Source organism: Flammeovirga agarivorans (assembly GCF_012641475.1).
GTDB classification, from domain to species: Bacteria; Bacteroidota; Bacteroidia; order Cytophagales; family Flammeovirgaceae; genus Flammeovirga; species Flammeovirga agarivorans.
This window is the reverse complement of the sequence record NZ_JABAIL010000004.1, coordinates 222,064-233,627: the sequence shown is the minus strand read 5'-3', so window position 1 is coordinate 233,627 and position 11,564 is coordinate 222,064. Positions and strand designations below refer to the sequence as shown.

Sequence of the window (11,564 nt, the reverse complement as noted above, 5' to 3'; positions counted from 1 at the left end):
CGATTAGATAATCATATTCTTTCTATCAGAGAGATTGATTCTCAATAAATTCAAGAAAAGTAATAAATTATGTATTATTGTAATGAGGTCAACATTTGTTGAATTGTTTCCATCAACATAATTTTTTTCTATTGATACGGTTAATTTTTACTTTGATACTGGCTCTTACAACGCCCTACTTATATGCACAAACTATTTACTGGGCAGATCATGTAATCGGTTATTCGTCTCAATACGATCATTTTCAGAATAGTGCCGAGCAAGCATTAGGAAGTCCAAATGTATCCTATAACCAGCAAAGTAGTCCTTTAGCTTGGATGTCGAATGAAGATAGTCTGGCTACTATTACTATTGGTTTTGCCGTACCTATTGAGGGTGTAAATCAAATATTGATCTCAGAAGCGTTTTATCATAATACTATTGCTCAAGTGAGCATTTTTGATGGTAATGGAAACGAAAAAGTGATTTACACTCAAAAACCTTCCTACATTAAAAGTGGAGGTGAATTATCTAGTTTTTTTATCAATAAAAAATGGGGTCCTGTACAGCAGATTAAAGTTATACAGCATGGTTTAACCTCAACTAGGATGTCGGGTATTGATGCTATTGGAGTGTCAACATCTTCATCAACTATAAGTATTCAACCTAAAGTAAGCAATCATCTTTCTCCTGGGATTGTTACCAATAAAATAAGTTCTCCTCTTAATACTTCAGCCGACGAATTATCACCAACACTAGATATTAGAGGAGATAAACTACTTTTTACCCGAGTAGATGGAGGAATACCTCTTCTCTATGAGGCTCAAAAAGATAGTCTCGGACAATGGGTTGCTAGTAAAGTTGAAATTGACTCCGCTTCAAATCTTTTAAATAAATATATTACCGCATTATCACCAGACGGTATTACTGCCTTATCAGTAATTGATCAGGATTCTGAATCCTTCCATCTTTCCACCTTAGAGCTAAAAGATTCTATTTGGATTGAACAAGAGCAGATTATCATACCTAACATTCAACTTTTGAAACAGAAATCAGACTTTTTTCTTTCGAACAGTAGAAAAATAATGCTAATGTCCCTCACGGATAACAGAACAGAATATACTTCGAATCTGTATGTTAGTTTTAAAGAAAAAGATGGGCATTGGACCACTCCAAAATCGTTAGGTAAAAAGATTAATACTTTAGGTAAGGAAACTTCTCCTTTTCTTTCTGTTGATGGTAAAACACTCTATTTTGCATCAACAGGTCATCAAGGCTTTGGAGGAAGTGACCTCTTTGCTGCTAGAAGGTTGGATGACACTTGGCTAAATTGGAGTACTCCCGAAAATCTAGGTTCTACAGTTAATACAAAAGAAGATGAAACGGATCTTTGTATTCCGATTAGTGGTGATATAGGGTATTTTAGTAGAAGGAATGCTGAAGGGAATATGGATATCTACAGTATCAAACTTCCTATTTTACTTCCACCGGAACCTGTTGCTTTAGTATCAGGTATTGCTTTGAATAAAACTAGTCAACAACCTATTCATGCAAGAATTATCTATACAGACCTTGAAACACAAGAAGAAATAGGTACTGTATTTTCTAATGCTACTACCGGTAAGTACTTTATCACACTACCGCTAGGAAAAAAATATAGTTATCTCGCTCAAGCAACGGGGTACCTTTCTCAATCCGAAAATATTGATCTAAGTACTCAAAAGAAAGATGTAAAGGCACAGCAAAACCTTTTCCTATTACCCATTGAAGAAACTTCTACTTTAACTCTTAAGAATATCTTCTACGCAACCAACAGTAGCTATCTAGAAAAGTCATCTTATGATGAATTAGACAGAGTGGTTGCTCTTCTTAAGAATGAACCTAGTATTTTAGAAGTAGAAATTGCTGGTTATACAGATTCTCAAGGAAAAGAAAGCTATAACCAATGGTTAAGTGAAAAAAGAGCCAAGTCGGTGAAAGAATACTTAATAAAAAAAGGTATTGAGGAACATAAACTTGTAGCAGTAGGTAGAGGTGAAACCTTCCCTGTAGCTCCCAATGAAACAGTAGAAGGCAGAAAACTTAACCGAAGAGTTGAATTTAAAATATTAAAATTAGAACAGATTAATAAATAAAAATACGTCTTATAAATATATATCCTTGAAGAAATCTCAATATTAATTCCTTTTCTGACGATCATTTAACCCGCCCTATGAAAGTGAGATTCATTTTTCTTTTTATATCGTTTTTCATCATAAAGCAACATACCTTCGCTGACGGTCCATGGCTGTTTTCGAATTTACATACCAACGATAATTCGGCAGGGATATCAGATTTTATTTATCAATTGGTTCATCAGGGCAAAATACTTAAAGCACAAAATGAGTGTCTTCAATGGATTGAGGAATCAAAAAAGAAATTTGGAGATGATAATATACAGTTAGTCATTCCATATACCGTAACTTCCGAAATATTTATATCTGCTAGATATTACAATCACGCCTTGGACTTTCTAGATGAAGCCTTACGTATCATAGAAATTTCCTCCGGTTGGATGTACCCTGATTATGGAATCGTTTTAAATTATAAAGTCTTCGCCTTAATACAGTTAGGAGAATATGAAAAAGCTGAAAGCCTTCTTAATGAAGTAGAGATTATCTACACAAAAACGTTGGGAGAAAATCATCCGGATTATAATGCCACTAACATCAATTGGGCTTTATTGTATCAAGGTTTAATGAGATATGATGTCAGTTTATCTTATTTCAAAAGAGCCATGACTTTTAATAAAGATATGGCATTTGATAAGAGGAATCATATGGCAGTCAATAATCAATGGATCAATGTGTTGTTGGCTAAGCTTTATCTAGACAGACATGAATATGAAAATGCTCAAAAACTACTAAAAGATACTGAAGCGTTTTTTGATAAAAATAATCGTACTACAGGTGTTTTGTATGCAGAACTTATGTATCGATTAGGTGACCTTCATTTTTATAATAATGAACTATCTATTGCATTACACTACTACAATAAGTATCAAAAGGTATCTCAAAAGATGTTGGGAGATCATAATATCTTAACCAATAATGCCAATTTTAAACTCGCTACAGTTTATAAAAGACAAAACTATTTTAATAATGCTATTCCTTTATTTGAAACGGTCATCAAAAAATATAATAAACATGATGATGATGTAAATAAATACGCTCAAGCTATCTTAAGCTTAGCGGATATTTATATTTGCCAAGGACATTACAATAAAGCAAAATCATTATTGGATTTAACTGATGATATTGAGTACAATAAAGCACAGGTTCAATATTATCATTTACGATTAAAAGGAAGTTTAGCGATGTATAAAGGAGACTTTATTAATGCTGAAAAATTTCTCTTAGAAATGATGGCCTTTGTAGAATTAAAAGCCAAACATTACTCCCCGCAGTATACAGAAGCGGTGATTTCATTAGTTGAATTAAGTATAATTCTAGGTAGGGTAAATACCGTCACAGATGTTGTTCGAAAAGAGTTGAACTATCTCGAAAAAGAAAATTTGACGCATACAATATATTATCAGAAGCTTCAATTGGCACATATAAGAATACAATTATCCTTGGGTAAATATGAAAAGCAGTACGGAGAATTAGAAACCATATATGATAATACAAGAAAAATCACTGGTAATAATCACTATAGCAACATTAAAAATTTCTTCCTTAAAGGAATCATTGCAGAGAAGAACAAGCAGTTCGATTTAGCCATCAACTTTTATGATTCGGCAGATCACATCTCTGAACAATTAGAAATAATACCTAAAGAGTATCATCGGTTACATATAATTAATGCTAGAGCATTGATCTATCTGAATGAAAACAATTATCTAAATGCATTAAAAGAATATCAACGATTAGAAAATGTTTTCTCAAAAAACTCTGTGTATTATCCTTCTATCCAAGCAAGGTTGGCTTATGTTCACTCGTTAAATGGGAATAATAAGTTGGCAGAAGATATCATCATTAAAGCAACCCAAAACAGACTCAATCAATTTGATCAAAAATTAAAGTTCACTTCTGAAGATGAAAAGATCAATTTCATCCATAATAACAAAGATGTTTTTATCTTTTTCAATAGCATTATGATGCATAATGAGGGAGTGCAATCGCAGAAAATGATCAATCAATGTTATAATATTCAGTTAAACTATAGGAAGTTTTTCCTTACTGAAGAAATTAAACGAAAAAACAGAATTCGATCTTTTGGCAACTACAGAACACAACTCCATTTTACGGACTATGCCTATGATCTTGCTGTAAAACGTTCTCAATTATCTGCGGCCAATTTTTTCACAAAACAGGAAAGAGATTCTTTACATTTTGATCCTTTTGAACAGGTACAACAGATCAATAATCTTGAAAAATCTATTGTATACGCAAGTGCAGATATCAAAGACTCTGTACAATATACGAAAGCGATCAAATGGGAATCAATAAAAAATAACCTTTCCGAAGGTGAGGTTGCAATTGAAATTATTAAACTAAAAAACATTGATTCAACTAAAGATTACTACGGTGCTCTTCTATTATCATCAGAAGCTAAAAACCCTAAGTTTGTTGTTCTAAACAATGCCGATTTATTAGAAAATGAAGGACTCAACTCCTTTTCTAATTCTATTTATGAAAATAGTCGATCGTTTAAATTGAAGATAAAAAATGCATCTTCGCCCCCATATGAGCACTTTTGGCTACCAATTAAAAATAAACTAAAGGAACTCAATTGGACGGCAGAGAAAATATACTTAAGTAATGACGGTATATTTAATACAATAAACATAAATGTATTAAAGAACCCAGAAACAGAAAAGTATGTAATTGAAGAAGATAACATAAGTATTGTTACTAGTACAGCCTCCATTAAAAAGACAAATACTGTCCATTTTAATCAAAAGAAAATTGTTTTGATGGGCAACCCAATTTTTAGTGATTTAAAAAGAGAACAATTATTAAATCAAAGAGGAAGCCATAATACCATTGATGAGGTAGGATATGACTTTCATTTACCTCAACTACCTGGTACTGAAAAAGAGGTGATTAGCTCATCAATAATCTTCAAAAAAGAAGGTTGGGATGTAACGTTACTCACTCAAGAAACTGCTTCAGAAAAACAATTAAAAAACTTAGGCTTCTCTCCTACAATACTACATATTGCCACTCATGGTTTTTATCTTGAAAAGCTAAGAAATCCTGTCTCGAATAATTCATTATTAAAATCTGGATTATTTTTTTCAGAGATATCCAAAAGAAAAAAGACGCCAATACAGCTCATCTTTGATCAAGGAAATGATGGTATCTTAACCGCATATGAAGTAAAAAACCTAGATCTTCATAATACAGAACTATTAGTGCTTTCAGCTTGTCAAACAGGGCTTTCAGACCTCTCTGAAGGAGATGGCATTTCGGGGTTACAATATGCTTTTAGTATCGCCGGGGTAAAATCTATAATCATGAGTTTATGGAGTGTAGACGATGAGGCTACCCAACAATTGATGAAGTCTTTTTATGAAGAATGGTTTAAAACAAAAGATAAGACCAAAGCTTTCCAAAATGCCCAAATTCTATTGAAAAAGAAATTTCCTGAACCCTACTACTGGGGAGCGTTTGTGATGGTAAATTAAACAGTATTACATAGTTAAAAGTGTAAATATTCCCTTTTTTAATAATTCCAATAGATGATTTTCATTACAGTTTTCAAAAGATTTGGTCTATTATCTTTGTCATAAGATCAAAACAAAAACTACAATGATAAGAGGATTTATGTTGATCCTAGTGATGCTTTCTTTGGGTACACTAATCAATGAAATAACAGACTTACCCATTCCAGGCAATGTGATTGGAATGATAATACTATTCATTTGTCTATATACTAAAATTATACCTTATGATTGGGTAAAAGATGCGGCACATTCTTTAACTAGACGAATGTCTCTATTCTTTATTCCCGCTGGTGTGGGTATGATGAATTACCTGGATCTTCTCTCTGAAAATTGGTTAATGATTACCGTTGTTATTGTTGTAAGTATGTTTGCTGTTATGTTCTCCGCAGGTTGGACAGGACAATTATTAGGAAAAAAAGACGAAGACTATGACGGAGCTAATTAATCATTTGTTTGAAAGTGAGACCTTTGCGTTGGCAGCTACATTAGGTCTATTTATTTTATTTGAAGCCATCTATCAGAAATTAAAGACCCCTCTATTAAACCCTGTATTATTGACGATCTTATGTTTAATAGTGGTTTTAAAATATTCAGATGTTCCTTATGAGACTTACCAGAAAAACACCCATATGATTCATTTTATGTTGGGGCCTTCTGTTGTAGCATTGGGAGTCTTATTATATGAACAATTACACACTATTGGTAAGAATGCCATTGCAATTCTTTCTGCAACATTTATTGGCAGTGTAATGGGTGTTGTAAGTGTAATCATCGTTGCAAAACTATTTGGTGCCGATTATGATCTTATTGTTTCAATGGCACCAAAATCTGTCACTACTCCAATTGCCATGGGAGTATCACTACAAAATGGCGGTATCCCTTCCATGACGGCTGTTTTTGTAATCATTGTTGGAATTCTAGGAGCTACCGTTGGACCGATTGTCATTGAAAAAGTTGGTATTAAGAAACCCATTGCAAAGGGTTTATCAATGGGTACTTGTGCACATGGAATTGGAACTGCAGCAGCTATTCAAATGGGTGTATTAGAAGGAGCTATCAGCGGATTGTCCATTGGTTTAATGGGTATATTTACCGCATTGGTCACTCCTGCTTTATTAGAACTTTTCTTCTAATAAAATAAGGGCTTATCACATTTACTATGGATAAGCCCTTTTTTCATTTTCATATCTATGGACGTATTACTCTGCTTCCATAAAACCGATGCTAGCACCAACAAATGTTTTGTTTTTGTTGTACTTCACCCCGATCATTTCACCTCTACTTAAACGGCAAAGGTTAATAATAAGTTCAGGTTTTTCTTGATTATCAGCCCAAGTAAACATCATTCGGACCTCTAACTTTACATCTCCTTCATCTGCAGCTTTGACAATTGGAGCATAATTGATCTTTTTCTGTAAAATATAATTATGCTTTTCCTCTTGTGCGATAGCCTCTAAATGATGTGATTCTACATTAAAAACTACCCCTGCTCCAGCAAAAGAGTAGAGTGGTTTTAAAACATAATTCTCTAAATCGGATGGGTATTTATCATACGATGAAAGGAACCTCGTTTCAGGTACGTATTCACTTTCTAGATAAGGCATCAAACTTTTAGAGATTCTAAAAAACCAGTTAGGATGCCCTGCCCATTCTACATCAACATCGGTATCGGTTAACCTGAATTGAAGGTCTAATGGTTCCCATCTATCAATTTCATCAAAAATTAATCGATTATAGATCCTTTTTATATGAACCTTCTCTCCTTTATCATTTCGATAAAAAAGATGTTTTCCTTCTTTAATTACTTTGGTGATACAAACTGTCTCAATTCCAAATACTTCTTTGGTAGCAGCAAAATCAACTTTTGTATGTTGTTTTTCAGGGAAGATCTCTAGCAGAATAACATTTTCCTTATCATGTCCTCCTAAAATTACGTTTGACAATTTTTGAATATAATCGTCTTGTGACTTTGTGAAGTAAGGTGATAAGTTTTCTTCTAAACCAAATACCTCTTTATACCCTTGCTGCTTAAATATATTAAAAGCAAAAATTGAAGGAAATCCTTGCAACTCGATCATCTGAGGTATTAACTCGTCTTGATCGTTTTTACAAACGGCAAAATCAACGGCTAAAAAATTAGTATGCTCATCCTCATTAGGTACATAACAATTTTTTGGAATAGCTTCTTCAGTGATAGATTTAAAATCTGGTCTTTTTAAAACACTAACAACATCATCACATGCTTGTTTTAATCTACCTACAAATGCCTTTGGAAAGAAAATTGGTGTTTCACACATTCTAAACCCTACTTCATCTCCAAACTTATCTGTGAAATATGAATTCAATTTTTCATAGTTCTCAGAAGAGTATTTATCATTAAATTTTTCTCTTAATTCAGTGATCATATTGTACTTACTTCTTGAAGTTTTTCGATGGCTATATTTAAAAATGTAGAAATAATAGGTCGATCCGCCAGATTAATCCTATCAGGGTCTTCTAATACATCAATTAAATTGTTGTATTTTTCTTCTCCGTATTTCTCCGTTATTGTTTTTCTTTGCTCCTCTTTACCAAAGAATTTTAATAGGCTTGCAGCTTCAGCTTCTGGGTGAAATTGAGTGCCAAAAAATTCCTCTGAATACCTAATGGCCATTACAGCCCTTTGGTAAGTAGTATGAGGTCTTTTTTTCTCCAAACAAACAATTTGAGCACCAATTCTATTTAACTGCTCTTCCGTAATATCAAGTAATTGATAATCTCTAGAATCAATAACATAAAAGATATTTTCTAGCGCTGATAATATAGGATCGGTTTTACCTTCCTTTGTTTTATGGACACTCATCGCTCCAAAAGCAGTAGAATTTCTTGGTGATAATGTTCCCAATTTGAAGAATCTACTCGCCATTTGGAAAGAATGACAGATAAAGAACACATACTTTTTTCTTTCACTCGTTAGGTTATGGTTCCATAACTTTTCTAATAAATCAAAGTACTGATCTTCCCACCCTTCATTTTCTGATGGATCTCCAGGTCCACCCGAAGATATATATATATCGTAAGAATCGTCTGGTAACTGACCTTCTGCTCTAAGGTCATAAATTTTGTAAGAAAGATTCTCTTTTTTCTCTTCAACAATTTCTTTGATACAACGCATACCCTCATTTGGGAATTTGTTATACATATCGATAATTGCTAACCTTAAACGGTTCATATAAATCAATTACTTATTTAAGCGACGATTAATTCTTTTTGCTTTTCTTCAACTAACCAAGGTAACTGAACATCAAGATCTTTATTTGTTTCTTCAACAATGTATCTTGCTACTGCCTTTAAATCGTTAGTTTGTTCAAATATTTCTAACTGACGTTTTGATCCAGTACCTTTTTCCAATAGAGCAGGAATACCTTCAATTACTTCACGGCTTCCTAACCCATCGATCACATCATCAACGAAATCGATAATTTCTAACATTAGTTGTTTCGAAAAAACTTCTTTTTTCTTACCGAAATCAATCAGTTTATCCTCCATACCATAACGAGCTGCTCTCCACTTATTTTCATTAATCAGTGAACGGCTATAATTTCTAAATGAAAGATTCTGACGCATTAGTTTATCTAATTTCGCAACAATTGCTTGTACTAAGGCTGCTATGGCTACAGTTTCTTCGGTCGTCATCTGAACATCACAAATTCTAAACTCAATCGTGTTATAGAATGGATGCATACGGATATCCCACCAAATTTTCTTAGCATTATCAATGCAATTGGTGATTTTTAGCATTTCCACATACTCATCGTATTTTGCTGCAGATTCAAAATATTCTGGAATACCTGTACGAGGAAACTTATCAAATACTTTTGTTCTGTAAGAATTGTAACCTGTGTTACGTCCTTCCCAGAAAGGTGAATTGGTTGAAAAAGCAAATATGTGAGGTAAGAAATACCTTGCCTGATTCATTAAATGAAGTGCTTGATTACGATCCTCTATCCCAACATGAATATGCATCCCAAATATTAGATTGGATCTTGCTGCATCTTGTAGTTCATTTACAATTTGATTGTAACGAGGGTCATCTGTCATCAGCTGCTCTGTCCATGATGAAAATGGATGAGTACCTGCTGCTGCAATATATTGATTTTGATCTGCAGCCATTTGAGCTGCCATATTTCGTAGTCGAATCACATCTTGTCTCGCCTCATCTATATTTTCACAAATATGAGTACCTACTTCTAGTACTGCTTTGTGCATTTCGGGCTTAACATGTTCTGCAAAGTAAGCTTTGTCTTGATCAAGGATTTCATACAGGTGTGCTTTTAATGAAAGATCGTCCATGCATACCGTTTGGAATTCCTCCTCGATACCTAATGTAAATTTCTTACTCATGATTGGGTTTAATAAAAAAGATGCAGAATAAATTAAAAGGTTTACTCGGTGTTAGGTGTAATCTATTAGTAGAAAGAAAAGTATTACTCCTTCCGAAAAAGAAGTAATACTTTAGCAAAATCTATCAAGATTGATTAAGCCAATACAGGCTCTTTCTTAGCTCTTGTTGTTTTTTTGGCAGTTGCCTTTTTTGTCGTTGTCTTAGCAGCTGTAGCTTTTTTAGCTGTAGCTGTTCTTTTTGTAGTAGTTTTCTTTGCAGGTGCTTTTTTGGCAGCTGTTTTCTTTACTACTGGTGCATTTGATAAAGATTCTTTAATGCTATCTTGAACATAAGTACCCCAAGTTAAGTTGTTTTCTCCTGGTACTTGAGCCTCAGCTCTTTCAATAGCATACTTCGCAGCGTTCTCTACAATCCACTTAAAGTTTTCAGGACCTACTGATTCTAAACCAGCATCTGGAGCCGGATTACAGAAATCAATAGCATATGGAATACCATCTCTGATCGCAAATTCAACAGTATTGAAATCATAACCTAAAGCTTGGTTAAGTTTGATTACATACTCTTCAATTGTTTTTAACAATTTAGGATCAGTTGGTTGTTCTTGATCTACAACATAACGTAAATGATGTGGATTTTCAGGTGCATATGGCATGATGTGTACATGCTTACCACCTAAACAATAACAACGGAAGTATTCTGTAAATTTGATCTCTTCTTGTAATAACATTACCAAACGACCTGTTTTAGCATGTTTTTCAAAAAGATCTTGAGGACTTGTCACTTTGTACACGTCTCTCCAACCACCACCATCAAATGGTTTCATATAAGCTGGGAAGCCGATATATTCAAAAATATTTTCCCAATCCATTGGGAATGCCAAGTTTGTAAAAGAGTCTTGATTTGTGTCTTCAGGCCATTGGTTAGATGGCAAAAGAACAGTGTTAGGAACAGGTACACCTACTTTCTTCGCTAATGCGTTGTTGAAGAATTTTTCATCAGCACTCCACCAGAATGGATTGTTAATTACTGCAGTACCTGCACTTGCAGCATTCTTTAAGAAAGCACGATAGAAAGGAACATCTTGAGAAATTCTGTCGATGATTACAGCATAGTCACTTGCTTCACCTTGAACTACTTTATCAATAGAAACAGCTTCAGCCATAATACCTTTAGGAGCGATCTCATTTACTTTGTCAATAAAAGCCTGAGGAAAGCTACGCTCTTTCCCAAAGAGGATACCAATTTTTTTCATGGTGTAAATTTGTTTGATAAGGTTAATTTGTTTCAAATACTTGGGTACGAGTTCACACTCACAATCAATACGAATTAGGTTATTACTTGGTGTTATAAGTTTGTCCAAATCGTCTTAACGGCTGCAAACATAATAAAAGATTTTATTAATCAACGTAAGTAAATGTAAATTTCTAGTTAAAAACTTATTTCAATTAACAATTTTATACTATCATTGCAGCCGATTTAGATATTTATCAC

8 protein-coding genes are annotated in these 11,564 nt (G+C 33.6%); 4 read left to right on the top strand and 4 right to left on the bottom strand.

The genetic code is table 11. The features are described from left to right. Window positions 1-152: 152 nt before the first annotated feature. The 4 genes from HGP29_RS13905 to HGP29_RS13890 all read left to right on the top strand — a co-directional run bounded on the left by HGP29_RS13905 (window position 153) and on the right by HGP29_RS13890 (window position 6,822). Window positions 153-2,114 carry an OmpA family protein gene (locus HGP29_RS13905; protein ID WP_168883027.1) on the top strand — a complete coding sequence of 654 codons (1,962 nt, stop codon included), beginning with the start codon at window positions 153-155 and terminating at the stop codon, window positions 2,112-2,114. Between the two features lie 77 nt (window positions 2,115-2,191). Further along, the gene (locus HGP29_RS13900; RefSeq protein ID WP_168883026.1) at window positions 2,192-5,650 is read left to right on the top strand and encodes a CHAT domain-containing protein; all 3,459 of its coding nucleotides are present in this window, start codon (window positions 2,192-2,194) and stop codon (window positions 5,648-5,650) included. Window positions 5,651-5,774: 124 nt separating this feature from the next. Then, window positions 5,775-6,134 (top strand): CidA/LrgA family protein, encoded by a 360-nt coding sequence (locus tag HGP29_RS13895; protein WP_168883025.1) that lies wholly within the window; start codon window positions 5,775-5,777, stop codon window positions 6,132-6,134. Next, window positions 6,118-6,822 carry an LrgB family protein gene (locus HGP29_RS13890; protein WP_211093293.1) on the top strand — a complete coding sequence of 235 codons (705 nt, stop codon included), beginning with the start codon at window positions 6,118-6,120 and terminating at the stop codon, window positions 6,820-6,822. Before HGP29_RS13895 ends, HGP29_RS13890 begins: the two co-directional genes overlap by 17 nt. Before the next feature lie 66 nt (window positions 6,823-6,888). On the opposite strand, the gene HGP29_RS13885 is transcribed toward HGP29_RS13890, so the two are convergent. The 4 genes from HGP29_RS13885 to HGP29_RS13870 form a co-directional block, all read right to left on the bottom strand. Next, window positions 6,889-8,094: an ATP-grasp domain-containing protein gene (locus HGP29_RS13885; RefSeq protein ID WP_168883024.1), complete on the bottom strand. Its 1,206-nt coding sequence runs from the start codon at window positions 8,092-8,094 to the stop codon at window positions 6,889-6,891. Continuing rightward, window positions 8,091-8,900, bottom strand: a complete 810-nt coding sequence (locus HGP29_RS13880; RefSeq protein ID WP_211093292.1) for a type 1 glutamine amidotransferase — start codon at window positions 8,898-8,900, stop codon at window positions 8,091-8,093. Before HGP29_RS13880 ends, HGP29_RS13885 begins: the two co-directional genes overlap by 4 nt. A 17-nt stretch (window positions 8,901-8,917) precedes the next feature. Further along, complete coding sequence (locus HGP29_RS13875; RefSeq protein WP_168883022.1) at window positions 8,918-10,072, bottom strand: carboxylate-amine ligase; 1,155 nt, start codon at window positions 10,070-10,072, stop codon at window positions 8,918-8,920. Window positions 10,073-10,206: 134 nt separating this feature from the next. Next, on the bottom strand, window positions 10,207-11,325 hold the full coding sequence (locus HGP29_RS13870) for an ATP-grasp domain-containing protein (protein WP_211093291.1): 1,119 nt from the start codon (window positions 11,323-11,325) through the stop codon (window positions 10,207-10,209). Window positions 11,326-11,564 lie beyond the last annotated feature (239 nt).